The following is a 26,164-nucleotide window of genomic DNA, read 5'->3' on the forward strand; positions in this document are numbered from 1 at the left end:
TTCGTATTTTTACTGAATGATCAGCAGCTCTACGCCTTTTTTCCTGCGCTTTTGGGTGCTGCTGGCGTGGCTGCTGACGATGACCGGAATGGCCCGCGCCCAGCAGCGGACCGATGCGCCGCCTACTACCCGCCGCTGCGCCTGGGTACGGCTGCTGCCCAACCGGGATACCACCGAGTTCCGGCTGCGCGATTCCCTGACCGTAGTACCTACTTCGGTGAGCATTGATGGCCGCTCGGTGGCCTATAACCCTACTACCGATCAGTACCGCTTCGTGCGGCCTGCTACCCGCTTCCCGGCGCCCGAGGCTGGCCAGCCCGATATTGTGCTACCCGGCGGGCCCGACTCGGTGCTGGTGTGCTACCGGGTACTGCCGGTGCAGCTGGCGGCGGCTCGCTACCTGCGCCCGGCCCGACAAATGGATAGCGTGCAGTTCTGGCGGCGCCCCTCGGAGCTGGGGCTGCAGGACTTTGCCGTGAAAGAGCAGATCCTGAGCACGCCGGGCATCAACAAAACCGGTAACCTCTCGCGGGGTGTGTCGTTTGGCAATGCTCAGAACGTGTTCGTCAACTCCTCGCTGAACCTGCAGCTGGAAGGTCGCCTGACGGACCAGATTAACCTGACGGCCGCTATTTCCGACCAGAATGTGCCCTTCCAGCCCGAGGGCAACACCCAGCAGCTGCAGGAGTTTGACCGCATCTACATTACCCTGACGCACCCCCGCTGGAACCTGACGGCCGGCGACGTGGTGCTGCGCAACAAGCCCGACTACTTTCTGCGGTTCTACAAGAACATTCAGGGGGCGGCCCTGGAAACCAACTTCGGTCAGTTGCCCGTGGGTGGGTTCGGGGGCGGCGTGGGGCCGGGCGTGAGTAATCCGCAGCTGTTTCAATACCCTAATGCCGCGGGCACCAGCACCGGTACCTTCGTGACGGTGCCGCCTACCGTGCCCCCACCCGCCGGCTCGGGCGCCACCCAAAACGGTTTGCCAACCAGCCCGAATAGCCCTATCGGCGTTACGCCCAACGGCGTGGGGCCGAACGGCGTCAGCCAAACGGTGACTACTGTTACGGGCGGTCCGCGCCGCGGGGGCTTGCTGTCGTTTAAGCCCGGCGAGGCCTTTGCTACCACCTCCGTGGCGGCCGGGGTAGCCAAGGGCAAGTTTGCCAGCATCGACATTACACCCCTGGAAAACGTGCAGGGGCCCTACCGCCTGCGCGGGCCCAACGGCGAGCAGTTCATCATCATTCTGGCTAACTCCGAGCGGGTGTACCTGGATGGGCGCCTGCTGGTGCGCGGGTTCGATTTCGATTATGTTATCGACTACAACCAGGCAGAGCTGACGTTTTCGCCCCGCCACCTGATTACCCGCAATTCCCGCATCAAGGTCGATTTTGAGTATTCCGACTTCAACTACGCCCGCTCCCTGCTGCAGGCCAGCCACTACCAGCAGCTGGGGCGCCTGCAGGTGCATGCCAACTTCTACCGCGAATCTGACAACCCCGATAACTCGCCTAACCTCAGTCTGAAGGAGTCGGAAAAGCGGCTGCTGCGCTCCATTGGCGACAACGTGAGCCAGGCCATTGTACCCGGCGTAGATACCGTGGCCTACGACCGCCAGCAGGTGCAGTACCGCCAGGAAACTCAGCTCGACCCCACCACCCAGCAGCCGGTAACCGTATTTGTGTATCCGCCCCTGGACACCACGCGGGCCGTGTACAACGTGCGCTTCACCAACGTAGGAGCCGGGCAGGGCAGCTATAACCTAGGCACCAGCCCCGAGGATGCCCGCGCCAACGGCCGCGTTTATCAGTTTGTGGGACGGGGGCGGGGCGCCTACGAGCCCATCCGGGTGCTGCCCACGCCCCTGCAGAAGCAGCTGATGACTATTGGCACCAGCTACCAGCTCGATTCCACGGCCACGGTATTCGTGGATCTGGCGGCTTCTGAGCTGGATTTGAACCGGTTTTCGCCGGAGTCGGCGGCGGGGCGGGCCATGCGGGTGGGCTACGTGGTGCAGGACCGGCCGCTACGCCTGCCCGGCCTGCGGGGCTACAAGCTGCGCAGCGCCCTCGACTACGAGTACACCAGCCGCCGCTTCGCGCCTATTGATCGGTACCGCGACATTGAGTTTGACCGGAACTGGAGCACCTCGAACACGCTCATCACCAACAATCAGCAGCCCCGCGAAGACAACATCCTTAACGCCTCGGTGGGGGTAGTAAAAGACGCCGACAATGCCGTGGGCTACCGCCTGAGCCGCCGCTACCGGGCCGGCGAGGTAAGCGGAGTGCAGCACTGGGTAGATGCGGCCCGGCAGGTGGGTCCGGTGCAGGTGCGCGGCAATCTGTTTCTGCTAAACTCGGAAGCCGGGCGCCGGAAGTCGCGCTGGGCGCGGGGTGAGGCTACGGCCCGTTACGTGGGTGGCCCCGTGGTGCCCGGCTACGCCTACCGCTTCGACAAAAACCGGGTGGCCCGGCCCTCTGGCGACTCCCTGACCTCGGCCAACTACTTCGATGAGCACGCCCTGTTCGTGCAAAGCCGCGACTCGGCCCGCACCCGCTTCCGGCTGGACTACAGCTACCGCCGCGACCAGGCACCCAACCCCGAGCAAACCCGCCTGCAGGAGCGGGGCCGCGCCCAAACCTGGCAGGGCAGCCTCACTTCCCGCCTCAGCGCCACCCAGGACCTGGCCGTGCTGGCTACGTACCGCGACCTGGCGGCCCGCGACTCGGCGCGGCAGCGCACGGTGCTGGGCAAGCTCGACTGGAACGCCAGCTTTTTCCAGCAGCTGCTGCGCTCCGAGCTCAGCTACGCCGTGGCCACGGGCCGGGAGCTGCGGCGCGACTACACGTTTCTGCCGGTGCCCAACGGCCAGGGCACGCACTACTACGGCGGCGACGCCAACAACAACGGCCGGCAGGACAAGGATGAGTTTTTCGAGGCCCAAACCCCCGACGCCCAGTACCGCACTCACATCAAGGTGTTTCTGCCCACCGACGACTACATTCCGGCCTTCACCAACCGCTTCAGCTACCGCCTGACCACCAGCGCCCCGCGCGGCTGGCGGGAGCTGCCGGGGCTGCGGGGCTTTGTAGGGCGCTTCTCGGCCCTGAGTACCGTTACCCTGGACCGCCGCACCACCGAAAACACGCTGTCCTCGCGCCTGAACCCGTTTGCCTTCCAGACCGCCGATTCCTTGCTGCTGAGCCTGAACAAGCTGCTGCGCAACACGCTCTACTTCAATCGGTCCAACCCCATCTTCGGGGCCGAGTTTACAGTGCAGCAAACCCAGCAGAAAGTGCTGCTGACCCAGGGTTCCGACACGCGCAACCTGGCCAGCCAGAGCCTGCTGCTGCGCCGGACGCTGGCGCAGACGTTTACGGGGCGCTTTACGGCTACCCGCAGCATCCGCGAAAACCTCTCGAACTACCTCGATACGCGCAATTTTCGGGTGCTGCAGTACGAGCTAGCCCCCGAAATCAGTTACCAGCCCACCAACGTGCTGCGCCTCACGGGTACCTACCTGCGCACCACCAAGCAAAACACCAACGGCCCCGACGAGGACGCCGAGGGCACCTTCGATGAGCTGGGCGTGGAAACCCGCCTCAGCCAGGTGGGGAAGCGCACCCTGTCGGCTACTACCCGCTACGTGCGCGTGGGCTTCACCGGCGACCAGGGCTCGTTGGTGGGGCTGGAAATTCTAAATGCCCTGCGTCCCGGCAGCAACTTCACCTGGAACCTGAACATAGAGCAGCGCCTCAGCAACGGCCTCAACGTCACGCTGGCCTACGACGGGCGCAAAGCCAACGGCCTGGGCGCCGTGCACACCGGCCGCATGCAGGTATCGGTGCTGTTTTAGGCAGGTTATTGATTTAACGCTATGTTTATGCGTTCAACAACTACTTAAATTACCAGTGAAACCATCTACTTTTTTTGGCACTAGTAAAATAGCAGGTGATTAGTTTGTTGTTTCTAGTCGCCGATTATGCTCGTCAATGACGAGTTGGATGCGGATGCGGTGCATGGTTAGGAAACGGCTGAACGAACAAGTTTTGGCGGTGGTCTAAAGTGAGGTGATACTTTCTTGATGGTTCTGCTTATAATCTCTTTGCTGGAAGGTAAGAAGCAGATTTTGTCGTCAGCGCCCCGAACATGCATCACCTCGTTTTAGACCACCGCCGCTTTTGCTTTAAAAAAATCTGTGAAAAAGCTGCGATATTCTCTGCTACTATTTGGGGGCCTGACTATAGGTAATGGCTTCGCATTGAGCACTGCTTATAGTCAGGTTCCCGAGGGCAAGGGCCAGTTGCCCTACGCTGACGACTTTCTGTACGTGGACCTATCGGGGAGAGCAATCAATAACATGCCCTTGCACTGGGTACAAACTCAGCGCGTAAGTAAGGGGCAGCCCCAGCAACTGGAGCTGCTGAACCTGCTGGTTCCGCGCCAGGTAGTATAGGCCCATCCGCCGCAAGGGAAGTCATCACACGCCCTGCTGGAAGATGAGCTGTTGATTGCCATGGCCATTCTGCCCGATAAGGAAACCGGCCGCGTAACCTGGGAGCCGGTCCGCCCCGATACGCTTGCGGCGGTGCGCCGCGTGAGCGTATCAGGGCTCCTGGATGACTGCTACGCCCGGGTGTACGCCTACGAAACCCAGCGGACGCATTTGTACAATCAGCTTACCCGGCGCACCGACGTGAAGCCGCTGGTGGAGCGGAACGGGCAGCTCTGGACGACGCCCAACGTAGTGCTGACCGAATACTTCCTGTTGCGCAACCGGCCCACCTACTGGCCCACGGCCGGCGACAATATCACCATCAACGTGCAGGCGCGCCCCTTCACCCGTGCCGATTTCAGGCAGGCCGAGCAAGTCAGCGCGAAAGATTCTTTCCCATCCGTGGAGGCGGAATTGGGAACAAGCTTATTGCTGGAGGAGCAGCACAACGGCATCTACACGTTCTGGTCGCTGGAACCCTTGATTGCGGATGGTCCGATGCGCGATTATGGCTCCGTTGACATTCAATTTAAGCCGGGGGTAGGGCTGGTGTCCGGCAAGTACAACCAGTATTTCAGCATTCCCCAGAGCAGTGAGGCCAACACCTTTTTCAAGGTTACCCGCATTACGAAGCTGAGCAAGTAGAAGTACGTAGCGCAGCAGTACCCTCCGGCCCGGGAGCCTGATCTGGCGTCCTCACGGCCTCACCTCCAACCACAAAAAAAGAGCAGCCGGTACGCCGGCTGCTCTTTTTGCTTTCTCATTCCCAGACTACTTCGCCTCTACCAGCCGCCGGATGGCGGGCACTACGGCCAGCTCGGTTTGGCCGGCCGGGGCTTTGGCGGCGTCGAGCTGCTTGAGGGCGTTGGTCAGCCAGGTGGGGGTAGGGGCCTGGCCTTTCTCCAGCAGCCGGAGGCGCTCCAGGCCCAGGGTCGCCACGGTTTTCAGGCGGGCTGAATGGGGGGCGTACTCCTGGAGGCTGGGGTTTTGCTTGAGCAGAGGCTGCACCAGCGCGTCGTTGGCCTGCCAGTATTCCAGCTCATTAGTGAGGTAGGCTACCAGCGCCTTGCCCGGCTGCCCCTGCAGGTCGTTGCCCGCGGCTGTGCGGCGGTACGCCAGCAGCCCATCCACGGCCACACCAAACTGCCGGGCCTCTTCCGACTCCGAGGGCGCGGCGTCCACCAAGCGGTTGAGCGGGGTTTGGGTGGTGTAGTTGAAGCCCTGGAAATGGCGCTTGTATTCTTTTACGGGCTCCAGCACCTGGGCCAGGGTGCGCAGCGGGGCTACGGCCGTTTGCCGGCCGCCGGCCAGCTGGGTCAGGAGCTGCTCCGGGGCGCGGCGGTGGCGCAGGCCCATCGTTTCCAGCTGCCTACTGACCAGAGCCAGACGGCGGTACATATCGGGCACGTCGCGGACGGTGCCGACGCTCCAGAGCCGCTCAGCTACGGCCGCGGCCCGGGGCCAGATGCGCGAATCGACGATGACGGAATCGGCAAACTCGCTCCACATGGTAGCCTCGCCGCCCAGCACCAGCTTCTGCTGCGCCGGGGTTAGGGGCGCATCCTGGGGTAAGGGGTCGGGGGCGTAGTGCGAGGCGGCCGTAAGGTTCAGGTCGATGTAGTAGCCGTTGGAGAGCAACGTAGGGTGGCCGGCCTTGGCGGCCTCGTAGAGGCCTTTCTTGCCCCGCCAGCTCTGAATGACGGCATCCTGGGGCAGGTCGGGGCCCAGAATTTCGTCCCAGCCGACCATCTTTTTCTGGTAGCGCGTGAGCATCTGCAGCACCCGGCGACTGAAGTAGGTTTGCAGGGCGTGGTTATCGGGCTGGCCCTTGGCATTGATGAAACCCTGCTGCTTCATGAAGGCCACAATGCGCGGATTGCGCTTCCACTGACGGCCGTCGTTTTCGTCGCCGCCAATGTGGAAATACGGGTCCGGAAACAGGCCGGTCATTTCGCTTAGCAGCGAGTCGATGAGCGTATAAGTAGTTTCCTTGGTGGGGTCCAGGGCGATATTGAGCACGCCCCATTTGCGGGCTACACCATAAATGGAGTCGTTGGAAGCCAGGCGGGGGTAGGCGGCCAGCCAGGCGGTAGCGTGGCCCGGCATATCCAGCTCGGGCACTACCCGGATGCCGCGCCGGGCCGCGTACCGAATGACCTCGCGTACCTGCTGCTGGGTGTAAAACTGGCCTTCGCCGCCCACGGTGTGCAAACGCGGAAACAGCTTGCTTTCCACCCGGAAGCCCTGGTCGTCGGCCAGGTGCCAGTGCATCACATTGAACTTGGTGGCCCACATGCCATCCAGGTTGCGCTTAATCACCGAAACGGGCATAAAGTGGCGGGCCGGGTCCATGAGCAGTCCGCGCCACGGGAAGCGCGGCGAGTCCACCACGTCAACTTCGGGCAGCCATACCATCTTTTTCTCGGGGGTAGCCAGCTGGCGCAGCGTGGCAAGGCCGCGCAGAATGCCCAGGTGGGTGGGGGCGTTCAGGGCCACGCCCATAGGCGTCACGCGCAGGGTGTACGACTCGTCTTCGCCCAGCTTCAGTAAATTTCCCGGCCGACCGTACTGCAGCACCATGCTGGCCGTGGGCATGGGGGACGCTTGCCGCCGTGAGGGGCCTACCCCCATCCGGCCGGGCAACAGGGCCGGCAGCACCAACTGCTCTACCGCCTGCGCCACCGCCGAATCGGCGGCCTGACTGGCGGGCGTTTGGGTGGGCGTAAACACCTGCCACGACAGATCGGGCTTAACCGTGAAGCGGCTCTGGCCCCAGGTGGCCTGGGTAGGCACGGGCAGCAGCATCCGCGTGTCGGGGGTTTGGGCGGCCAGCGGGCCAGCCAGCAACAACAGCAAGAACAGGAAAGGGCGCATCATGGGAAGGAAGTAGGCAGAGAAGCGAAGGTAGCAAGCCCCGCGCCAGAAGTGATAATCGGTAAGGAGAGGACGCAGGGCAAAGCCGTCCTTCCATAGCAAAGTGCTACCCCCTAAAACGCAACCAGCCCTTGACGACGGTGCGAGTGTCAAGGGCTGGACATACTAGAGGGCCGGGAGGCGAAGCAGAGGAAGGGTGGCTTCGCGCCGCAACCGCGCCATGGCATTGGCTTTGGTTTATCCAGGCTTATATCAGCCCGCGGGCTTTGAACTCCAGGTACTTATTGATGGTATTTACCGTCAGGTTTTGGGGGGCAGTCAACAGGGCATGGATGCCGTAGCGGTTCAGCTCCCGCACAATCTGGCGTTTTTCCTGGGCAAATTTCTCCGCCACGGTCTGGTTGTACACGTCCTGGGTGGAGTCGGCGGGGCCTTCGAGGTAGGTGCGCAGCTCGGTATTTTCGAAGAACACAACCAGCAGCAGGTGGTCTTTGGCCATGCGGCGCAGGTAGGGCAGTTGGCGCTGCATGCCGTAAAGCGTCTCGAAGTTGGTAAACAGAATCAGCAGGCTGCGCTGCCGGATGTTGGTACGCACGGAGATGTAGAGCCGTTCGTAATCGGTTTCGAGGTACTTGGTTTTCTGGCGGTAGAGCACCTCCAGCAGCTTGCGCAGCTGGCCGCTACGGCGGTCGGCGGGCACGGTAGCGCCGGGCTGGTGCGAAAAGGTGAGCAAGCCCGCTTTGTCGTGTTTGAGCAGGGCAATGTTGCTTACCACCAGCGTGGCATTAATGGCGTAATCCAGCAGGCTCAGCCCCTCGAACGGCATGCGCATCACCCGGCCTTTGTCGATGAGGCAGTACACCTGTTGGGCACGCTCGTCCTGATAGTGGTTGACCACGAGGGCGTCGGCGGCTTCGGGGGTAGTGGCGCGGCGGGCGGTGGCTTTCCAGTTAATGGCCCGCGGGTCGTCGCCGGGCACGTAGGGCCGGATCTGCTCGAATTCCATGCTGTGGCCTACCCGCCGGATGCGCTTCACCCCGGCCTCGGTGAGGCGGTTATGAATAGCCAGCAACTCGTACTGGCGCATCTGCAGAAACGAAGGGTACACCGGCACTACGCGGCTGTCATCGAACCGGAACCGGCGCCGCACCAAACCCAGGGGCGAGGCCACGTACACGTTCACAGCCCCAAACTCATACTCGCCGCGCTTGGTGGGGCGCAGCTGGTAGCGGATAATGCTGGTTTCGCCGGGCTTGATGGCCGACCGGAACAGCACGTCGCGGCGCTGAAACTGGTGCGGTATCTCGTCAATGGTTTCGGTACTAATGTGGAAGCGGTAGTGGTTTTCGAGGTAGATGGCAATGTCGTTGTCGGAGCCGTTGGCCAGCTTGTCGCCCAGCACCCGCCGCCCGAACACCCCGCCCGCACCCTCCCGCGCCGGGGCGTACAGCAGCACCGCGTCCAGCACCGTCAGCACCAGCAGCAGCCCGAGGGCCAGCTGCACCGGGGCCAGCCAGCCGGGCAGGAAAAAGGCCACCACCAGCCCTGCCAGCAGGGCCACGACAACCAGAAAAAAGCGGCGCGTAAGAAAGAAGGATTTCACAGTCAAAGAGTAGAGTAGCACGGGCTTCAGCCCGTCGCATCATCGGGAGCAGGGCAGATTGGTTGTGCGCTGCAAAAAATAGGCTGGCGGGGAGACGGACTAAAGTCCGTGCTACTGCTACCGGGGCACTTCAATCTGCTGCAGAATCTGCTTTACTACGTCGTCGGGGGTGCCGCCTTCCATTTCGCGCTCCGGGGTGAGCTGGATGCGGTGACGCAGTACCATGGGCGCTAGATACTGCACATCTTCGGGCGTCACGAAGTCGCGGCCCCGGAGGGCGGCCAGGGCTTTGGCACCGTTGAGCAGGGCCAGCGAAGCCCGCGGCGAAGCCCCCAGGTACAGGCCCTTGTGGGCGCGCGTCTGGCCTACAAGGCGGGCAATGTATTCCAGCAGCTTGGGCTCTACGTGCTGGCGGCGCACCTGCTCCCGCAGCTTCTGCAAATCTTCGGCCGACACCACGGCCCGCACCGCATCCAGCGGCGTGCCGCCGAAGCCCGCGTGGTGGCCCTGCAGAATAGCCACTTCCTCTTCCACGGTGGGGTAGCCCACGTTCAGCTTAAACAGGAATCGGTCGAGCTGGGCTTCCGGGAGGCGGTAGGTGCCTTCCTGCTCCACGGGGTTCTGGGTGGCCAGCACAATGAAGGGCGCCGGCATGGGGTAGCGGGTGCCGTCCTGGGTTACCTGGCGTTCCTCCATCACCTCAAACAGCGCCGATTGGGTTTTGGCCGGAGCCCGGTTGATTTCGTCAATCAGGACAATGCTGGCGAAGATAGGGCCGGGCCGAAACTCGAACTCTGCTTTGTTGGGCCGGAAAACCGAGGTGCCCAGCACATCGGAAGGCATCAGGTCGGGGGTGAACTGCAGGCGGCTGAACGGCACGCTCAGGGTGCGGGCAAGCAGCTTAGCGGTAAGGGTTTTTGCTACCCCCGGCACGCCCTCCAACAGTACGTGCCCGTCGGCGAGCAGCGCGGTCAGCAGCAGCTCGGCCAGCGCCTGTTGCCCCACAATCACCTTGCTTAGCTCCTGCCGAATGGCCTCGGCGTGGCGGCTCAGGTGGCTTAGGTCGGTACGGGGCGCGAAGCCGGGTACTTGCTCACCGGGTGGCGAGGTAATGGGCGTAGGCTCGGGGAAGTCGGCGGGGGTAGGGTTCAGGTTATTTTCCATTTCTGGGCGAAGTCAAATAGAGGCGGGCAAGTGAGGGTTGTTTAATTTCAATATGTTAGAGCTTATATAGTAGTAAAATAGCTGTTTAGAGGGTTCTAATGCCTTATCGGAATAGTTATAAAGTGATAAAATCATATTTTGAGTATAGTGCAATTTTAGGCGGCTTTTTGTCGGAACTGATTGATGGCTTTATTCAAGGCCAGTAATTCTGCGTCGGAGACCTGGGGCGCTGTCAGCAGGAAGTTGATGCGGCGCACCAGTGCATCTACCTCGGCCCGGGCTATGCCCGATTTCTGGGCCAGCCGCTCGCGCGTGGCCTCGTCGGTAAGATCGAGGCCGGGCTCGTGGTAGCGGGTGCGGAGGTACTCCAGAAACAGGCCTATTTTCTTTTCCGCAATAAGCTCATGGCTGCCGCCTTGCCGGTACAGGCCGGCCACGGTGCGGGTAAACAGCAGGGTAGTATTGGGCAAGGGCTTCAGCACCGGAATAATCCGCTGGCGGCGCCGGGCCTCAAACAGGACGAAGAGCACCGCCGCTGCCAGCGCCAGATACACGGCCGTGCGTAGTGCCTCGTGCTCCAGCAGCACCCGTAGCAACGACTGCTCGCCACGACGGCCCTGTTTCTGGTACTCATCCCACCAGATGGTGCGGCCGTTAGGCAGGTAGGAAAGCGCCGCGAAAGCAAAGTCGCTGGCCTGCGGCTGCAGCACAAAGTAATTGGAAAAAGCCAGGGGCACAGAGCATATATAGAAATGCCCGCGGCCGTGCGGCACCCGGAGCAGCACCGTTCGGCCTTGCTCATCGGTGGCCAGCTGAGTGGCCCTGGTCGTCAGCGCCCGGGTAGGCACCAAGCGGTTGGTGGCCGCCAGGGCGGGCAAGGCGAAGTGGTGGTTGCCTACCTGCCGGGCCACGGCCGGGTTCACAAAATGCAGCCGCACGGAGTCAGCACCTAGCTCCGGCCGAGCTAGGTTCAGGCTGGAGCTGTCAGGGGCGGAGGCGGCCGACTTTTTCTTCCACTTAATGGGTGCTACCTGCTCCTGGGTACGAAAGCCCAGGGTATCGGCAAAGAAGGAATCGAAGTTAGAGGCGGCCACAAACACATCGTTGCCGCGCGCTACGTGGCGGAGCAGGGAGCGGCAATCCAGCGGGGTCAGCTCGAAGTTGTTGCTCACGAACAGGTAGGTAGCCGGCTGGTAGCCCCCGGCGGCCAGGCCAGCGGCATAGTCTTTATCATCGGCCCCGGATGATGAGTCGGGAGCCGCCGCAACGGCCTCGGGGGCGGGGCGGCTCTGTGGGGAGGTGGGGCCGGCTGAGTCAGCCGGGGTGGATTCTGGTGCCTCCGCGGCCTCTGCCGTGGTGGCCGTATCAACTTGAGCCACGTCCTCATCTACCCCCTCAATCTGGCTATACACGGGCACCCGCACGGTACGCACGGCGCTGCGGTCCACGCCCGCCAGGGCGGGCAGCAGATCATAGAGCACGTAGGTGCCGTACGGAATCTTGTCGTCGTTTTCGAGGGTAGGAGTCCAGCTAACCGCTTTGGGGCGGTAGTATTCCACGGCCACATAGGCCCCGAACAGTACCGCCAACCCCACCAAATACCACCGGAAAGTTGTCATAGCGAAGGGGGTTAAGCGGCGTGCCGGCCAGGCGTGAGGCGGCGTTGGAAGGCCTGGCGGGTGGTGCGCACCCGCTCGTAATCTTCGCCCGTTAAGTCGTCCTGCTCGCCGTACCACACATACTCAAACTGGCGGGTAAGCTCCCGGAAAGCCTCGGGCAGCGGCCCGGACGGCAGCTCATACAGGTAGTCGTGGTTGGTTTTGTCGGGCTGCCACCGGATCAGACCTTTCTCGGAAAGCTGGCGCAGCACGCTCAGGTAGCCCAGGCGCACGGCCAGGCGGTAGTTACGCTGCTGCTCGGCTGCGGTCAGCTGGGTTTCCAGATCCAGGGCGTGCAGGTCCTCTGTTTCCGTATCGTAGCTGAGCGCGGCGCGGCGCGGTGCCCGCCCAAAGGCCCGGGTCAGATCCACCTGCATCAGCTTGAGGGCCGCGAAGCCCAGGGCCAGCACCAGAAACAGGTACACCCCGTATTTCCAGGCTATCCGGCCCGAAGGCGTCTCCAGTGCCTCGGCCACCCAACTCCAGAAGCGGGCCCAGAACAAGTCCCAGGCGCTTAGCTCGCTTTTTACTTCCACGTACTGAAAGTCGCGCTGCTGGCGTAACTCCCGAAGGCGCTCAGCCCGCGGCCGGCGCAGGCGCACCACGGCGGAGCGGTCGGAGGCAAGGCGGGGCAAGGTGTCGGTTAAAGCCGGGGGCTGGGGAGCGGCTGCGCGGGCTGGCGGCGGGCAGAACCCTGCTCCCAGCAACCCCAGCAACAGCACCGCCGATGCCAGCCCGCCACGCCGGTGCCGGACCGCCGGACTCTGAAACAAAAGGCGAACGAAAAAACGAACGAGGAGCACAAGCAAACAATAAGCGCTACTGCCAGCCCGCGGCCGGTAGTTACCAGTCACAGGCCTGGTTGTTAGCAGGAATATGAAAGCACAAGTAACCAGGAATGAGCGAGCTTTCTGCCGGTAGTCGGCTAATATTCTCCCTCCTCATCGGGGCGGAAGGTCGCGTTTTGGGGGGTAGGGGCGGCAGTGGCTCCCAGACCATCAATCAACTGCCGCAGGCCCAGCCCATCCTTTTTCTCTACCAGATTGAAATACTGAAAGGCCAGGGCCAGCTCCAGCGGAACGTAAAGCAGTGTTTGGCCGATGGTCGAGAGTACGCCGGCCGAAATCATAACCGGATCGGAGGTAAGCAGGGACCAGTGCAGCATCCGCCCGACCATGGCGGCGTACTGCGGAATCTGGAAGATGATGCCCAGCAGGGAAATCAGAATAAGCATTACCAGAAGCAGCCCCAGGGTAGCCCACCAGTGCCCCCCCGTCAGGTGAATGCTGCGCCGCAGGCTCTGGCCCAGGCCGGCTTCTTCGAACACCAGCACGGGCCAGGCTAGGCTTAGCGCTATGCCCAGGTAAAAGCCCGGGATGGCCAGCAGAAAGAAGCCAATCATGACAACCAGCGTCATCAGCAGGCCAAGCCCTAGCAGTCGGGGGGCAAACTGCCGGATATGCTGACCTACCAGGGCCGGCGTCACGGTTTCGGTGGCGGGCAGCTCCATGCGGGTGCGCACGTAGCCGTAGAGCGTAGCCCCCAGCAGCGCGTGCGAAATAAGCTGAGCCAGCAGAGGCAGCCAGATGCTTCCCGAGGAGACCATGCTGTTACCGTAACGGATATCCTCCGTCAGGCCGCCCCAGTTGGTCTGGGCCTGCAGGACGCCCACTGCCAAGCCGGTCAGCAGCGTGGCGGGCAGCACGAAATACGCCAGGCACTTGCCCAGCGGCCGCCAATGGCTGCCCATAAACTCGAAGGTGGCGCTGATTTTCTGACCAAAATCCCGCTCCTGCCGGAAGTCGGATGCTTGGGTAAACTTCTGTTGCATACAAAACAGGTAAAAACGCCTTCCGCAGGGAAGCCGTGGGGCTAGCTGGGGCGAGAGCGGGCCGCCAGCCGGCGCGGATACAGAATAAAGTACCAGAGGATGAAAGCGGCCGACGAGCCGATAATAAACAAGCTCAGCGGCAGCGGCATCTCGGTGTGGCGCGTCACGAACCCTTCCAGAAACCCGGCGGTAATAAAGATGGGTACCAGCCCGACGGCCAGCTTCAGCCCGTCGCGGGCGGCCTGCCGAAACGACTCGGTGCGGGAGTAGGTACCCGGAAACAGCATGCCGCGCGCCATCACCAGCCCGGCCCCGCCCGCCAGTATAATGGCCGATATTTCCAGGGTGCCGTGAATCCAGATGGTCAGTACGGAGGGTAGCAGCAGGTTTTTCTGGTAGAAGAAATACTGAAACGACCCCAGCATGACCCCGTTGCGAAACAAAGCCCAGATGGTGCCCAGCCCCAGCGTAGCCCCCAGGGCATAGGCTACTAACGACACGTAAATGTTGTTGAGGGTGATAAACAGAAACATGGGCGTTTCGTCGCTGCTCTTGTACACGGCCATGGGGTCGCCGCGCTCAATGTTTTCCAGGGTGCGGTTCACGTAGGCGTCGCCGAGTACTACCCGCACGAAGCTGTCATCATAGGCCGCCGACAGGGCCCCGATGGCCGTGAACAGCGTGAACAGCAGCAGCGACCAGGCCAGCGTGCGGTGGTGCCGGGCCACCAGCAAGGGCAGCTCGCGGCGCCAGAAGTCAGCGAAACGCCCCGTCGATTCGTGTTTGTTTTTATAAAGGGCCTGGTGCTGGCGGGCAGTCAGGTCGTTGAGGTAGCGGGTGGTCGGGGAGCCGGGGTAGAAGGTCTGGGCGTAGGCCAGATCATCGGTGAGGGCCACGAAGCGCGCGGCCAGCTCCTCGGGGCCGGTAGCGCGCTGCTCGTACTGCTTCCAGCGTGCTTCATTCTGACGGAGGAATACGGCTTCACGCATACTGGATAGAGGGCCCGACCGGCGGGGATAGAAATCTTAAAAGCAGAAGCAGAATTTGAGAGGCCAGCGCGTAATTTGCGCGGCGTCCTGGCTTGCGAAGATTAGCAAATTTTCGGTGCCATTGCGTATTCTTCGATCTACTTATTTGCGCTACCGGTTTTTCCTGCCATGAGCACTATCCGCGTCCAGACCACGCAAAACGTCACGCTTGAGTACGAGGTAGCCAGCGCCGGCGACCGGGTAGTGGCTGCCATCCTCGATAACGTCATTCTCATTGCCTGGGTAGGGGCCGTTCTTCTGCTTCTGAGCTGGCTGGGAGTAAATGATACCCCGATGGTGATAGGAATGGTGGTGCTGGCCGGGCTGCCGTACATCTTCTACCACCTGCTCAGCGAGGTGTTCATGAACGGGCAAAGCCTGGGCAAAAAGGCGTGCAGCATCAAAGTAATCCGTCTGGATGGCACGCCACCGCGCTTCGGCGACTACCTCATCCGCTGGATTCTGCGCATCGTGGACACCGGAATTATGAGCGGCCTGATTGCCCTGATTGTGGTGCTGGCCAATGGCAAAGGGCAGCGTCTGGGCGATATGGCCGCCGGTACGGCCGTGGTGAGCACCAAGTCGCGGCAGGCGGCGGGTGCATTGGCCCCTACCTTCACGGAGGCGGGTTACGTGGTTGTTTTTCCGGAAGCCAGCCGCCTGGCCGACCATGACGTGGCCACCATCCGGCAGCTGCTGCAGAAAGGACTGGCTAATGGCAACTTTGTGCTGCTAAATGAGTTGGCGACCAAGGTAAAGGCTCTTACCGGCATTCACACCGATTTACCTGATGAAGCCTTTCTGCGCACCGTCCTGCGCGACCATGCCCACTTAGCTGCGCAGGACAGTCCCTACGCCTAGCCCCAACCAATTATCAAACAGCCCAACGCCCCGACCATGTACTATGGCCGGGGCGTTGGGCTGTTTGATGGGGGTAGGTTAGGACAGGTACTTAACCGCGCACAACCATGGTTTCGGAGCGTGAGTCGTGCCAGCCGTAGGCGTTGCCGAGGAAGGACAGGGCGTCGAAGGGAATAAAGCGCCAGATGCTGCGCTTGAGAATGGTGCCGAAGGAAGGATGCAGGCCTTCATCGGTGACAACGCGGGTGCGGGTGAGCATCTTGCCGAACGTGCGCCCAAACAGGCCCTCCATAACCGTGTAATAAGCCAGCGAAAACACGATAAACGTCACCTGGCCCATAAACCCATCGACTAATTTATCCAGTAGTTCCGTCTGATTGGCTAAGGCCATAATAATGCCCAGCACGAAAAACATGCTGAAAATGGCCACGTAGTCAACCAGCAGGTTTACTAAGCGGCGGCCTTGCCCGGCCCGCACGAGCACGGGCTGAGTTTCGTAAGCAGCTTCAAGGGTAGTGGTTTCCATCAATAGAATAAGAAAGTAAACGCCACCGGCCCCGTGCCGGGCGGCGTACGAAAGATGGGTTATTTCGGCCGTATTTACACCATGCAACCGGGTAGGTAAAGTACAAAAAAGCCGGTCCGGAATATTCCGGACCGGCTTTGCCTGAGCTGGGTATCAGCTTCTGAGTTATTGCACTACAATGCGTTGCGTACCGGCCGATTCGCCATCTACCGTCAGGCGCAGGAAGTAAATGCCCGCGCGGCGGTTGGTGGGTTGCCAGTTGAGGGTGTGGGCACCGGCGGCCAAAGTGCCGGCCGCCTGGCGCTCTACCGTGCGGCCCAGGGCATCGGTCAGAATCAGCTCGGTCTGGCCGGTACGGGGCAGGCGGAAGCTTAGCTGGGAAGTAGCCGTAACGGGGTTAGGGTAGAGCACGAAGCCTGTGGCTACCTCCTGCCGACGAATGCCGGTGGTTACGCCCGCCGCGCCCGCAATGGCAATGTCGCGGACGGTAATGCCGTTGCCGATCATCATGGGGGCCGTGGCCGCGCCGGTGGTCAGGTTCAGGGAGTAGAGGCTGGAGTTGAGCGAGCCGCCCGAGGTAGCGACCAGGTAGGCGGTATTGGTGTTTTCCGCCGTGCTAAAGATGTCCATGTCCACGTTGGCGCCGGGCGTTACCGTAACTGTGGAGGCCCCGATGGTCGTGAGGGTGCCCGCGTTGGGCGGGTCCTGGCGCACCAGCACGTTCAGGGCCTCATCGTAGCCGAACAGAGTGGTGGTGCGGGGCGTGGCCGTGGTACCGGCCGGACCGGGGTAGCTGTTGGTGTACGCCACCGAGCCAATGGCCGGCGTGGCGCTGGCGTTGGCGTCGCCGGTGGCGTAGGTCAGGGTGCCATCCGTGATAGGTGCCACGGAAAGGTCGTTGGGGTTGATGCGGAAGTTGGCCCGGTTTACACCCTCAATCCGGATGCGGTCGGCGCTGGGGTTAAAATCGAAGGCAATGCTGCCCGTGCCCAGGGGTAGGGCCAGGGTGCCGCCCAGCGGAGTTGCTACCCCCGTATTGGCATTGATGGTGTACAGCTGGCCGGTTTGGGCCGTGGCATCGTAGCCCAACGCGTACAGGGCGTTGTTCAGAGGGCGCACATCCATGCCCACAATGGTCTGGGAAGTTGCTACCCCCGTCAGGCCCACCGAAGTCCGGATGGTGCCCGGCGTGGCCGTATCAAACGTGAGCAGGTTGGTGCCGGCCAGAGCGTAGGCCAGCTGGCCCGTTACGGCCGGCAGGGTAGCCGGGCGGGTAATCTGGAAAGCCAGGTCCGTAACAGCAGTCAGGCCGCCCGAGCCCAGGGTGCCCACCGATGTAGCCGCGCCCGTGTTCAGGTTTACTGTGTACAGAGTAGTGGAGGCAGCTGTGGCGCTGGTTACGGTAGCTACTGTCAGGTAGGCCGTGTTGGTGTTGGTGGTAGGGTTGTAGTAAATATCGAGGTCCGATACTCGGTTGGCCCCGTTCACACTTACGCCCAAGGCGCCTACCGTGACCAAAGTGCCGTTATTAGGCGGGTCCTGGCGCACCAGGCGGCTGTTGGCCTCATCGAGGTTGTAGAGGGTAGTGCCGGTGGCCCCGATGTAGCTATTGGTGTACGCCGAAGAGCCCACCACCGGCGTGGCACCAGCGTTGGCGTCGCCGGTGGCATAGGTGAGTTGTCCATCGGTAAAGGCCAGGGCGCCATTGTTGGGGTTCAGGCGAAAGTTGGTGCGGTTGCCGGCCGTAACCCGGATGCGGTCCACGGTGGGGTTAAAGTCAAAGCCAATCCGGGTGAGGTCTGTGCCCAAATCCAGCGTGAGAGCTGTGCCTACGGCCGTGGCTACCCCCGTCGTGCGGTTGATGGTGTACAGCTGCGCCTGGGTGCCGGTAGCAGTGTAGCCCAGCGCGAACAGCTCGCCCGTATTAGGCCGGAAATCAATGCCCACCAGCGTTTGGCCGGCCGTGAAGCCGGTAATTGGCACCGTGGCCGTGAACGTGCCCGGCGTAGCCAGGTCAAACGATACCAGGTTAACTACAGCGGGGTTGAGTGTGGCTGATAAGCCATATACCGTTTGAGCTTGCGCCGTGCCCAGAGTAGCAGCCAGGGCCAGAGCGCCCAACAGGAAGCTGCCCCGCCGGGCCGCCTTCCGGCGAGTAGATTGTGTAAACATGAACGAAGTAGAATTAGTGAATGGATGACAGGTTTAAGGTGGTTGGCCTATATAGGCTGAGGTAGATACGAGGTGACGGGCCGCCCGGGCTTTACCTCAGCAGTAATTAATTTCCTTTTAATGCTATTTGCTTGTCAGGGCTATTTCTGAGGCATAAAGCCAAAAAAATACACCCACCGCCCTACGCAAAACGGCCTGTCAAGCGTGCTTGACAGGCCGTTGAAGGTAAAGAGAAGGGTAGGCTTAGCCGGCGGCTACTGCCTTGCGGCGACTGGTGCTTTTCTGCACGCGCTCCTCGCCCTGGGCCAGCAGCTCGTCGTCGCGCTCGGTCTTCTTCCAGCTCAGCGAGTACAGGTCCTTGCGCCGGTCGCGGAGGTTACGCACGGCTCCGCTAGTGTTCAGGTCCTTGAGCAGGTCCAGGTCTAGGTCCGCAATCAGGGTCATTTCCGTGTTCGGCGTCGCCTCGGCCACGATGGCATCGTGGGGGAAGGCAAAGTCGGAGGGGCTGAACACGGCACTCTGCGAGTACTGAATGTCCATGTTCTCTACGCGGGGCAGGTTGCCCACCGAGCCGGTAATGGCTACGTAGCACTCGTTTTCGATGGCCCGGGCCTGGGCGCAGAGGCGCACACGCTGGTAGGCGTTCTTGGTATCGGTCCAGAAGGGCACGAACAGAATCTTCATGCCCTCATCCGACAACATGCGCGAGAGTTCGGGGAACTCCACGTCGTAGCAGATCAGGATGCCGATTTTACCGAAGTCCGTATCGAAGCAGCGAAGCTTGTCGCCGCCGCGCATACCCCAGTAGCTGGCCTCGTCGGGGGTTACGTGCAGCTTGTACTGCTCGTCCACGGTACCGTCGCGGCGGCAGAGGTAGCTTACGTTATAGAGCTTGCCATCATCGTAAAGCGGCATGGAGCCGGCAATTACGTTGATGTTGTAGCTCACGGCCAGCTCCATCATCTTGGTTTTGATGGGCTCGGTGAAGGCCGCCATCGAGCGGATAGCCACCGAGGGCGACTCCTCGTTGGTAAGCGCCATCATGGGTGCGTTGAAGAACTCCGGGAACAGTACGCAGTCGGCCTTGTAGCCCGACACGGTGTCCACGAAGAACTCCATCTGCTGGAAAAAGTCTTCCAGGTTTTTGGTGGCCCGCATCTGCCACTGCACAATGCCGATGCGCACGTTCGACTTCTGGTTGCCGATCAGCTTGTCCGATTCCTCATCGTAGTACACGTTGATCCACTCCAGCAGGGTAGCGTAGGCCTTCGATTCGGAGTCGTAGGGCAGGTAGCCCCGGATGATTTTCCGGACGTGAAACTCGTTGGCGAGCTGGAAGGTGAGAATGGGGTCGGTAATTTCCTTGGCCCGCACCATTTCCACGTACTTGGCCGGGGTCATTTCGTTGGCGTAGGCCGCGTAGCCCGGAATGCGCCCGCCGGCAACCATGGCCCGCAGGTTCAGGTTTTCGCAGAGCTCCTTGCGTGCATCGTAGAGGCGCCGGCCCAGGCGCAGCGAGCGGTATTCAGGGTCCACGAATACATCCACGCCGTAGAGAGTGTCGCCGTCGGGGTTGTGGGTGTTGAACTTGCCATGGCCGGTAATCTTGGCGTAGGTGTGCCGGTCGCCGAAATCGGAGTACTGCACGATGATGGCCAGGGCCGCGGCTACTATCTGCCCGTTGTCTTCGATGCAGATCTGGCCCTCCGGGAATTTCTTCAGCAGGGCGTTGTACTCATCCTGCGCCCAAGATCCCTCCATATTGGAGTACACCTTGTCCATGATTTCCTTCACGGCCTTAAAGTCGCCGCGCTTCAGCGTGCGCAGCACCAGTTTGTGAGCCGGAATGGCGGTAGGGGTCAGCAGCTCCGGGTTTTGGGGCATGCCGGGTAAGGTTTGTTTTTTGGCGTGGCTACCACTGGCCTTGCCGTTAGAACTCGTTGCCATATAAAATCAGAGGAGAATTTCGGGGAAAGCAGCGCAAAGATACCGGTCAGTTGCCGGGCCGGGCGCTGGTCTTACGGCTGCACAACAACTTTGATGGCGAAAAGATCAAGTGTGAGCTAGGAAATCCGCTAGATTCGAGCCGCCTTTAATGCAGCAGAGGCTACCCTTGCCATGCCCGCTCCCCCTACGCTACCCGCGCCAATGTCCCTGCTAGGCTTCGCAGCTTTCTGGGCCGTAATCAGCTGGCTGTTGGCGCTAAACGGCTGGAGGCAGCTCGCGCAGCACTTCCGGGCCAGCACCACCCCACCGGAAAACGCGGCAACCTTCCGGATGCTGACTGCCTCGCTACGGCGAACGGATGATATCAGCTCCAAGGTAGATTACCGGGGCGTGCTGACGCTTTGCTGCAGTCCGGCCGGATTGGGCCTTGCCGTTCTGTTCCCCTTCCGCATTGGGCACCCACCACTACTTGTTCCATGGTCGGCTGTAGGTCCGGTCCAGTTGGAAACAGGCTGGTTTGGCAACACCTATTTCACATTTACAGTTGGCTTGCCCGATGAGACGGGTGGGGTCGAAATCAGGCTGATGAATATGGCGGCTGCGGAGCAAGTAGAGGCGCATCAGCAGCTACAACAGCTGGGGCGCTGACGTTGCCGGTGCAACACGTTGCGGGCCCACGGTAGCCTTTTTAGCAGGACGACACCCATAGGCTGCCCGGCAGTAGCATTGCCGCACGGCAACCGGGTAGGCTGTCCGGCTGCCGCATTCCTGCGTACCTTGCCATATGCTACCGCCCGAAGAACGACGTCTGCAAACGCTGGAGCGCATCTTGCGTGCCCCGGAGGCATTCCCGCCCACGGCCTGGCTGTGCGCCCCACCCAACGCCACGCGCTGGGAGCCCGAAACCACCGCTGCCGTGCTCCTGACAGCGGTAGCCGGCCAAACCGTACCCGCCCCGCCGGGCCTGGTTCGCACCATGTTTATGGATGAAGTGCAGCTGCTAATGGAACGGCTGCTGCGCCAGGTGCCGGGTGCTACCCCCTCCCTGCGCGTAAACATTCTGAGCCGCTACAAAGACCACCACGAATTTCCGGCCCTTACCGGCCAACCCGAAACCTTGGCCTTCTACCTCGCCGACGCCGTGAAAGCCGGCGGGCTATCGGCCCCGGATGCCTTGGCTCACTTCCAGCGCTACTTCTCCCACTTCACCCTCGAAGCCGCCAAGCACATTATGGCCAAGGCGTTTTTGGGGAGTAGGTGATGAGGTGAATAGTGACAGGTGAGTAGTAATGAGGTGTCATGGCGAGTGGAGCGAAGCCATCCTTCCTCTGCATGTGACAGACCTAATAATGTGACAAGCCCTTGACGCTCGCACAGTCGTCAAGGGCTTGTCACATCTTAAGGGGGTAGAGACAGTTGTCAGTACATATGGCTTCGGCTAGCGCCTCGCCATGACACCTCATTCCCTTATACGCCGGTCATTTCCGGTACTTCATCCGGCACAACCAGCTTGCCGGCGGTGGCGGCTTTAATTTGCTCCACCGTGACGCCGGGAGCCCGCTCGCGCAGCACGAAGCCGTCGGGCGTCACGTCGAGCACGGCCAGTTCAGTCACGATTTTCTTGACGCAGCGTAGGCCCGTGATAGGCAGGGTGCACTGGGGTAGCAGTTTGCTGGAGCCATCTTTGGCTACGTGTTGCATGGCCACGATGATGTTCTTGGCCGAGGCCACCAGGTCCATGGCGCCGCCCATACCCTTCACCATTTTGCCCGGAATCTTCCAGTTGGCAATATCCCCGGTTTCTGATACTTCCATGGCGCCCAGGATAGTCAGGTCCACGTGTTCCCCGCGAATCATGGCGAAGGAATCGGCGGAGGAGAAGAGGCTGGAGCCGGGTAGGGTGGTTACCGTTTGCTTGCCGGCATTGATGAGGTCGGGGTCCACTTCGGCATCGGTGGGGAAGGGGCCCATGCCCAGCAGGCCGTTTTCGCTCTGCAACTCTACATTGATGCCCTCCGGAATGTAGTTCGCCACCAGGGTCGGGATGCCGATGCCGAGGTTTACGTAGGAGTTATTTTCTACTTCTTGCGCGATGCGCCGGGCAATGCCGTGTTTATCTAACATGGAGTGATGAGGTAAATGGTGATGAAGTGATGAGGTTGAAAAGGACTTCGTGGAAAGGTCGAGGGCAAGTATTATTGCCACCTCAGCTTTCCCATCATCACCTCCTTACCCCTGCCGGACTGTGCGCTGCTCGATGCGCTTCTCGTAGTTCTGGCCCTGGTAAATGCGCTGCACGAAAATGCCGGGCGTATGAATCTGGTTAGGGTCCAGCTCACCGGCGGGCACCAGCTCCTCTACCTCAGCTACCGTGATTTTGCCGGCCGTGGCCATCATGGGGTTGAAGTTGCGGGCCGTGCCTTTGTAGATGAGGTTGCCGGCCGTGTCGCCCTTCCAGGCTTTCACGAAAGCAAAATCGGCGTGCAGGGCAGTTTCCAGCAGGTACATCTTACCGTTGAATTCCCGGCTTTCCTTGCCTTCGCCTACCTCCGTGCCGTAGCCGGCCGGGGTGTAGAAGGCCGGGATGCCCGCGCCGCCGGCCCGGCACCGCTCGGCTAGGGTGCCCTGCGGAATCAATTCTACTTCCAACTCTCCGCTCAGCAACTGGCGCTCAAACTCGGCGTTTTCGCCCACGTAGCTGGAAATCATCTTGCGCACCTGCTTGGTCTGAAGCAGGCGACCAATACCGAAGTCATCGACGCCGGCGTTGTTGCTGATGCAGGTGAGGCCTCGCACGCCCAGGCGCAGAATTTCCTGAATGGAGTTTTCGGGGATGCCGCACAGGCCGAAGCCGCCCAGCATTAGGGTCATGCCGTCGCGGAGGCCGTGCAAGGCTTCGGCCGGACCGGCCACTACTTTGTTGATCATGGGAAAAATGGGTGGTTTGGGGAGCGGCAAGATAAAAGATAAAGGATAAGGGATGTGGGATATAGGATAAGAGAGGAGAGTCGTAACGTAAAAACAGGGCCTGCCGATGCTGACCAACGCCTAGCTATTCTCTTGGCTTCTCATCCTTTATTTAATTCTCCTTTCCTCCTCTCTTTTTAGTCCTTTATCCCTAATGCCATGTTCCCCAATTCCCTTACAGCGCCGCCCGGGCCGAGTCGGCGTCCTGGGCCAGCTGGGCCTTCAGGGCATCGAGGCCATTGAATTTCTGTTCGTCGCGGAGGCGGGCTATGAATTCTACCCGCAAATCCTGGTCGTACAGGTCGCCCTCAAAGCCGAGCAGGTGAGCTTCCACGGTTTGGTCGAGGCCGCCGGCTACGGTGGGGCGCACCCCAATGTTGAGCATGGCGGGGTAGGTAGTACCGGCCGCCGTAGTAGCGCGCACGGCGTACACGCCCCGGGCTGGAATCAGCTTCAGGGGCTCGGGGCAGGCAATATTGGCCGTGGGCCAGCCGATGGTGCGGCCCAGCTGCCGGCCTTTCACTACCATGCCCGTGAGGGGGTAGGCGTAGCCGAGGTAGCGGTTGGCCGTTTGCACGTCGCCGGCTTCCAGGGCCCGCCGGATGCGGGTGCTGCTCACGCCCACCGCGTCCACGTCTTCGCGCGGAATTTCTTCCACGCTCATGCCGTAGCGATCCGCGTGCTGGCTGAGGTAGTCGAAGCCACCTTCCCGGTTCTTGCCAAACCGGTGGTCGTAGCCGATAACCAGGGTGCGGGTGCCCACCGTGCGCAGCAGAATGTTCTGAATGTATTCCTCCGACGTCCAGGCCGCAAACTCCCGGGTAAACGGGATGGTCAGCAGGTAATCAACTCCCATTTCGGCCAGCTTAGCGGTGCGTTCCTCCAGGGTGTTGAGCAGGTACAGGTCCCGGGGCTCGGGGTGGGTAGGCGGGGGCGCCAGCACCAGGCGCGGATGGGGCCAGTAGGTAATGACCACCGTGGGGCCGCCGGTGTACCGACCCACCTCGCGCAGGCGCCGCAGAATCTGCTGGTGCCCCACATGAACCCCATCGAAAGTGCCGCTGGTAACCACGGCATTGCCAAGGTGCGGAAACTGCGTGGGGTCCTGAATGATGTGCATCAGCGGTGAGAAGGTAAGAAGTGAAACGTGAGCCGGACTGCGCTAGAGTGTACTGCCCAGAGCCTGCTGAGGTTCTTCGCCCGAGGGAGGGGTAGGAGCAGCGTGGGTGGCGTTGAAGTAGTCGAGGCCGGCGCGACGCTCCGGCTGACGCTGCCGCCGCGGGCGTTCCGGCCGCTCGGCCTCCCCGGCCGGGCGCGGCGGGCGCAGGGCCTGAATGGCTTCCATGGTCAGGGCATCGGTGAGACTATACTGCCCGATGCGGGTGCGCACCAGCTTGGTCAGGTGGGCGCCTACCCCCAGGGCCGCCCCAAAGTCGCGGGCGAGGCTGCGGATGTAGGTGCCCTTGGAACACGTCACCCGGAAATCAACCTCCGGCAGGGCAATGCGGGTCAGCTCGAACTCCCGGATGGTAATCTGCTTGCTCTTGATTTCGGCCTCACCGCCCCGGCGCGCCACCTCGTAGGCCCGCTCGCCGTTCACTTTCACTGCCGAAAACAGGGGCGGGGTTTGCTCTATCAGGCCAATAAACGGCAACAGGGCGGCGCGGAGTTGCTCTTCCGTCAGGTGCTCGTAGGGGAGCTCCTGATCTACGGGGGTTTCCAGGTCGAAGCTGGGGGTAGTCTGGCCGAGGCGGAAGGTGCCGGTGTACTCCTTTTCCTGGGCCTGAATCTGGTCGATTTCCTTGGTTTTCTTGCCCGTGCACAAAATCAGCAGGCCGGTAGCCAGCGGATCGAGGGTGCCCGCATGCCCGATTTTCTTGATGCGGAGCGTGTTCTTCACCTTGCGCACCACATCAAACGACGACCAGGTGAGGGGCTTATCCACCAGCAGCACCTCGCCGGTTTCAAAGTCGAACGCAGGAAGTGAAGCAGGTGCGGCTTCGGAAGGCAGCTGGGCGGGGGAGTGTTCGGGGTATTCCATAAGCAAGAGGGGGGTAAGGGACGTGGCTACCCCCTTAACAATCGGCAACCTGTCATTCCGACGCAGGAGGAATCTGGTTTTACCATTCAACGGCTTAACTCAGATTCTTCCTGCGTTGGGACGACAGCAGTACGTGGCTAGATAATCTGGAGCGGGATGCCCAGGGCCAGCATCAGCAGAATAACGGCGCCCACCACGATGCGGTAGAGGCCAAAGGCCCGGAAGCCAAAGCGCGACACAAAATCAACGAATGACTTCACGGCCAGCAGACCCACGATGAAAGCCACCACGTTGCCGAACAGCAGCAGCTTGATGTCCTCGGCGCCCGGGGCGCTTACCTTGAAGGTTTTGTAGAGCTGGTAGGCCGTGATGACGAACATGGTAGGCACGGCCAGCAGAAAGGAGAAATCGGCGGCTGAGCGCCGGTCGAAACCCTGGGCCAGGCCGCCCACGATGGTAGCAGCAGAGCGCGACACGCCCGGAATCAGGGCAATGCACTGAAACAAGCCAATCCGGATGGCCTGTCCGAAATTCGGAGTCGTCACCTGCTTCCGCTCCCCGGTAAACAGCCGGTCCACGAACAGTAGGACAATGCCCCCGATTACCAGCGCCCAGGCCACTACCGATACATCCTTCAGCAGCGCCTCAATGACGTCCTTCAACAGAAAACCCAGGATACCGAACGGAATAAAGGCCGCCGCCAGCTTCAGGTAAAAGTCGAAGCTCTGCAAAAAGCGCCGCCAGTACAGCACCACCACCGACAGAATGGCGCCGAATTGGATGGAGGTAATGAATGTATCGGTGAAGGGCAGCTGCCCGATGCCGAGCAGGTTGGCCACGATAATCATGTGCCCCGTGCTGGAAACGGGCAGAAACTCGGTCAGACCTTCAACAATAGCCAGCAGCAGCGCGTGCCAGTAGGACATAGCAAGGAAGTTAGGGTCTTATGGCCTGAATGGGGGTAGGCGCCTGCCACACGTCCGGCGCACAC

At 61.4% G+C, this 26,164-nt stretch carries 21 protein-coding genes; 6 read left to right on the forward strand and 15 right to left on the reverse strand.

Annotated features, from left to right (window positions below; all coding sequences use genetic code 11):
* Positions 1-16 precede the first annotated feature (16 nt).
* The 3 genes from FGZ14_RS00405 (at position 17) to FGZ14_RS00415 (ending at position 5,146) form a co-directional block, all read left to right on the forward strand.
* Positions 17-3,862 (forward strand): hypothetical protein, encoded by a 3,846-nt coding sequence (locus FGZ14_RS00405; RefSeq protein WP_139920093.1) that lies wholly within the window; start codon positions 17-19, stop codon positions 3,860-3,862.
* 342 nt (positions 3,863-4,204) lie between these two features.
* Positions 4,205-4,462: a hypothetical protein gene (locus tag FGZ14_RS00410; RefSeq protein WP_219601039.1), complete on the forward strand. Its 258-nt coding sequence runs from the start codon at positions 4,205-4,207 to the stop codon at positions 4,460-4,462.
* Between the two features lie 60 nt (positions 4,463-4,522).
* Positions 4,523-5,146 (forward strand): hypothetical protein, encoded by a 624-nt coding sequence (locus FGZ14_RS00415; RefSeq protein ID WP_139920097.1) that lies wholly within the window; start codon positions 4,523-4,525, stop codon positions 5,144-5,146.
* A 126-nt stretch (positions 5,147-5,272) separates the two neighbouring features.
* Here the strand turns inward: FGZ14_RS00415 and FGZ14_RS00420 are convergent, their stop codons facing one another.
* From FGZ14_RS00420 to FGZ14_RS00450, 7 genes are all read right to left on the reverse strand, one after another.
* Positions 5,273-7,378, reverse strand: a complete 2,106-nt coding sequence (locus FGZ14_RS00420; RefSeq protein WP_139920099.1) for a beta-N-acetylhexosaminidase — start codon at positions 7,376-7,378, stop codon at positions 5,273-5,275.
* Between the two features lie 244 nt (positions 7,379-7,622).
* On the reverse strand, positions 7,623-8,978 hold the full coding sequence (locus tag FGZ14_RS00425; RefSeq protein WP_257883302.1) for a DUF58 domain-containing protein: 1,356 nt from the start codon (positions 8,976-8,978) through the stop codon (positions 7,623-7,625).
* Between the two features lie 117 nt (positions 8,979-9,095).
* Positions 9,096-10,142 (reverse strand): MoxR family ATPase, encoded by a 1,047-nt coding sequence (locus FGZ14_RS00430; protein ID WP_257883303.1) that lies wholly within the window; start codon positions 10,140-10,142, stop codon positions 9,096-9,098.
* A 155-nt stretch (positions 10,143-10,297) separates the two neighbouring features.
* The gene (locus FGZ14_RS00435; protein WP_139920102.1) at positions 10,298-11,761 is read right to left on the reverse strand and encodes a DUF4350 domain-containing protein; all 1,464 of its coding nucleotides are present in this window, start codon (positions 11,759-11,761) and stop codon (positions 10,298-10,300) included.
* Positions 11,762-11,772: 11 nt separating this feature from the next.
* Positions 11,773-12,435: a DUF4129 domain-containing protein gene (locus FGZ14_RS00440; RefSeq protein WP_139920105.1), complete on the reverse strand. Its 663-nt coding sequence runs from the start codon at positions 12,433-12,435 to the stop codon at positions 11,773-11,775.
* A gap of 290 nt (positions 12,436-12,725) precedes the next feature.
* Positions 12,726-13,631 (reverse strand): YciC family protein, encoded by a 906-nt coding sequence (locus tag FGZ14_RS00445; RefSeq protein ID WP_139920107.1) that lies wholly within the window; start codon positions 13,629-13,631, stop codon positions 12,726-12,728.
* Positions 13,632-13,672: 41 nt separating this feature from the next.
* Positions 13,673-14,620, reverse strand: coding sequence for a stage II sporulation protein M (locus FGZ14_RS00450; protein ID WP_139920109.1), 948 nt, complete (start codon positions 14,618-14,620; stop codon positions 13,673-13,675).
* A gap of 168 nt (positions 14,621-14,788) precedes the next feature.
* On the opposite strand from FGZ14_RS00450, the gene FGZ14_RS00455 reads away from it, so the two are divergent.
* Positions 14,789-15,520 carry an RDD family protein gene (locus FGZ14_RS00455; RefSeq protein WP_139920111.1) on the forward strand — a complete coding sequence of 244 codons (732 nt, stop codon included), beginning with the start codon at positions 14,789-14,791 and terminating at the stop codon, positions 15,518-15,520.
* A 91-nt stretch (positions 15,521-15,611) separates the two neighbouring features.
* Here FGZ14_RS00455 and FGZ14_RS00460 read toward each other — a convergent pair whose 3' ends face one another.
* From FGZ14_RS00460 to FGZ14_RS00470, 3 genes are all read right to left on the reverse strand, one after another.
* A complete protein-coding gene (locus FGZ14_RS00460; protein WP_139920113.1) occupies positions 15,612-16,046 on the reverse strand; it encodes an RDD family protein in 435 nt (144 codons plus the stop codon).
* A 165-nt stretch (positions 16,047-16,211) separates the two neighbouring features.
* Positions 16,212-18,218, reverse strand: a complete 2,007-nt coding sequence (locus FGZ14_RS00465; protein ID WP_139920115.1) for a DUF4394 domain-containing protein — start codon at positions 18,216-18,218, stop codon at positions 16,212-16,214.
* A gap of 243 nt (positions 18,219-18,461) precedes the next feature.
* The gene (locus tag FGZ14_RS00470; RefSeq protein ID WP_139925964.1) at positions 18,462-20,102 is read right to left on the reverse strand and encodes a bifunctional GNAT family N-acetyltransferase/carbon-nitrogen hydrolase family protein; all 1,641 of its coding nucleotides are present in this window, start codon (positions 20,100-20,102) and stop codon (positions 18,462-18,464) included.
* 234 nt (positions 20,103-20,336) lie between these two features.
* On the opposite strand from FGZ14_RS00470, the gene FGZ14_RS00475 reads away from it, so the two are divergent.
* Together FGZ14_RS00475 and FGZ14_RS00480 are read left to right on the forward strand one after the other, a co-directional pair.
* Complete coding sequence (locus FGZ14_RS00475) at positions 20,337-20,813, forward strand: hypothetical protein (RefSeq protein WP_139920117.1); 477 nt, start codon at positions 20,337-20,339, stop codon at positions 20,811-20,813.
* A 136-nt stretch (positions 20,814-20,949) separates the two neighbouring features.
* Positions 20,950-21,426, forward strand: coding sequence for a hypothetical protein (locus FGZ14_RS00480; RefSeq protein ID WP_139920119.1), 477 nt, complete (start codon positions 20,950-20,952; stop codon positions 21,424-21,426).
* A 206-nt stretch (positions 21,427-21,632) separates the two neighbouring features.
* On the opposite strand, the gene FGZ14_RS00485 is transcribed toward FGZ14_RS00480, so the two are convergent.
* The 5 genes from FGZ14_RS00485 to FGZ14_RS00505 all read right to left on the reverse strand — a co-directional run bounded on the left by FGZ14_RS00485 (position 21,633) and on the right by FGZ14_RS00505 (position 26,099).
* On the reverse strand, positions 21,633-22,289 hold the full coding sequence (locus FGZ14_RS00485) for a CoA transferase subunit B (RefSeq protein WP_139920120.1): 657 nt from the start codon (positions 22,287-22,289) through the stop codon (positions 21,633-21,635).
* Positions 22,290-22,394: 105 nt separating this feature from the next.
* Complete coding sequence (locus tag FGZ14_RS00490) at positions 22,395-23,093, reverse strand: CoA transferase subunit A (RefSeq protein WP_139920122.1); 699 nt, start codon at positions 23,091-23,093, stop codon at positions 22,395-22,397.
* A gap of 214 nt (positions 23,094-23,307) precedes the next feature.
* The gene (locus tag FGZ14_RS00495; protein WP_139920124.1) at positions 23,308-24,252 is read right to left on the reverse strand and encodes a bifunctional riboflavin kinase/FAD synthetase; all 945 of its coding nucleotides are present in this window, start codon (positions 24,250-24,252) and stop codon (positions 23,308-23,310) included.
* Positions 24,253-24,294: 42 nt separating this feature from the next.
* A complete protein-coding gene (gene truB / locus FGZ14_RS00500; RefSeq protein ID WP_139920126.1) occupies positions 24,295-25,173 on the reverse strand; it encodes a tRNA pseudouridine(55) synthase TruB in 879 nt (292 codons plus the stop codon).
* A 137-nt stretch (positions 25,174-25,310) separates the two neighbouring features.
* Positions 25,311-26,099: an undecaprenyl-diphosphate phosphatase gene (locus FGZ14_RS00505; protein ID WP_139920129.1), complete on the reverse strand. Its 789-nt coding sequence runs from the start codon at positions 26,097-26,099 to the stop codon at positions 25,311-25,313.
* Positions 26,100-26,164 lie beyond the last annotated feature (65 nt).

Origin of the sequence: Hymenobacter sp. DG01, assembly GCF_006352025.1 — a bacterium.
GTDB lineage: Bacteria > Bacteroidota > Bacteroidia > Cytophagales > Hymenobacteraceae > Hymenobacter.

What these genes read in the sequence shown, in the direction of transcription:
- FGZ14_RS00405 (WP_139920093.1), top strand. Translation starts at nt 17, where the DNA reads ATGATCAGCAGCTCTACGCCTTTTTTCCTGCGCTTTTGGGTGCTGCTG.
- FGZ14_RS00415 (WP_139920097.1), top strand. Translation starts at nt 4,523, where the DNA reads ATGGCCATTCTGCCCGATAAGGAAACCGGCCGCGTAACCTGGGAGCCG.
- FGZ14_RS00420 (WP_139920099.1), bottom strand. Translation starts at nt 7,378, where the DNA reads ATGATGCGCCCTTTCCTGTTCTTGCTGTTGTTGCTGGCTGGCCCGCTG.
- FGZ14_RS00430 (WP_257883303.1), bottom strand. Translation starts at nt 10,142, where the DNA reads ATGGAAAATAACCTGAACCCTACCCCCGCCGACTTCCCCGAGCCTACG.
- FGZ14_RS00435 (WP_139920102.1), bottom strand. Translation starts at nt 11,761, where the DNA reads ATGACAACTTTCCGGTGGTATTTGGTGGGGTTGGCGGTACTGTTCGGG.
- FGZ14_RS00445 (WP_139920107.1), bottom strand. Translation starts at nt 13,631, where the DNA reads ATGCAACAGAAGTTTACCCAAGCATCCGACTTCCGGCAGGAGCGGGAT.
- FGZ14_RS00450 (WP_139920109.1), bottom strand. Translation starts at nt 14,620, where the DNA reads ATGCGTGAAGCCGTATTCCTCCGTCAGAATGAAGCACGCTGGAAGCAG.
- FGZ14_RS00455 (WP_139920111.1), top strand. Translation starts at nt 14,789, where the DNA reads ATGAGCACTATCCGCGTCCAGACCACGCAAAACGTCACGCTTGAGTAC.
- FGZ14_RS00460 (WP_139920113.1), bottom strand. Translation starts at nt 16,046, where the DNA reads ATGGAAACCACTACCCTTGAAGCTGCTTACGAAACTCAGCCCGTGCTC.
- FGZ14_RS00465 (WP_139920115.1), bottom strand. Translation starts at nt 18,218, where the DNA reads ATGTTTACACAATCTACTCGCCGGAAGGCGGCCCGGCGGGGCAGCTTC.
- FGZ14_RS00470 (WP_139925964.1), bottom strand. Translation starts at nt 20,102, where the DNA reads ATGCCCCAAAACCCGGAGCTGCTGACCCCTACCGCCATTCCGGCTCAC.
- FGZ14_RS00475 (WP_139920117.1), top strand. Translation starts at nt 20,337, where the DNA reads ATGCCCGCTCCCCCTACGCTACCCGCGCCAATGTCCCTGCTAGGCTTC.
- FGZ14_RS00480 (WP_139920119.1), top strand. Translation starts at nt 20,950, where the DNA reads ATGCTACCGCCCGAAGAACGACGTCTGCAAACGCTGGAGCGCATCTTG.
- FGZ14_RS00485 (WP_139920120.1), bottom strand. Translation starts at nt 22,289, where the DNA reads ATGTTAGATAAACACGGCATTGCCCGGCGCATCGCGCAAGAAGTAGAA.
- FGZ14_RS00490 (WP_139920122.1), bottom strand. Translation starts at nt 23,093, where the DNA reads ATGATCAACAAAGTAGTGGCCGGTCCGGCCGAAGCCTTGCACGGCCTC.
- FGZ14_RS00495 (WP_139920124.1), bottom strand. Translation starts at nt 24,252, where the DNA reads ATGCACATCATTCAGGACCCCACGCAGTTTCCGCACCTTGGCAATGCC.
- truB (WP_139920126.1), bottom strand. Translation starts at nt 25,173, where the DNA reads ATGGAATACCCCGAACACTCCCCCGCCCAGCTGCCTTCCGAAGCCGCA.
- FGZ14_RS00505 (WP_139920129.1), bottom strand. Translation starts at nt 26,099, where the DNA reads ATGTCCTACTGGCACGCGCTGCTGCTGGCTATTGTTGAAGGTCTGACC.